1 protein-coding gene is annotated in these 403 nt (G+C 68.2%); it reads left to right on the top strand.

Annotation, left to right across the window (positions count from 1 at the left end; genetic code table 11):
- The coding region (locus MOV74_RS40390) for a HAMP domain-containing protein (protein ID WP_246933133.1) at positions 1-403 on the top strand (403 nt) is incomplete at both ends.

Below are 403 nucleotides of genomic sequence, written 5' to 3'. Positions count from 1 at the left end.
CCGGCCCCTCGACAATTTGCCGCTGATGTCCGCGATCGCCGATCGCGCGCTGCGGTCCGACCAGGATGAGGGCACGCTGTCCTTCCTCGCCGCCGACGGCTCCCGCCGCGCGGTCAGCTACATCCGCATCGCGGGCACCAATGCCCGCCTGATCGCCAGCATCGACGAAGACAAGGTGTCCGAGGCGGTCAGCCGCGACATTCGCACCGCCTATCTCCAGCTCGCTTTCGTCGTCGTGTTCGTCCTGCTCGGCGCGCTGATCGCCGCCGAAAAACTCGTCATCAAGCCGATCGAGATGCTCGTCGACATGGCCAAACGTCTCGGCGAGGGCGATCTGTCGGCCCGCGCGGCGCGCAATCGCCTGCCGGCCGAGTTCGTGCCGCTGGCCCGCGCGTTCAACGCG

This window comes from Bradyrhizobium sp. SHOUNA76, assembly GCF_023006445.1.
Lineage (GTDB): Bacteria > Pseudomonadota > Alphaproteobacteria > Rhizobiales > Xanthobacteraceae > Bradyrhizobium.
This window is presented reverse-complemented; position numbering and strand designations above follow the sequence as displayed.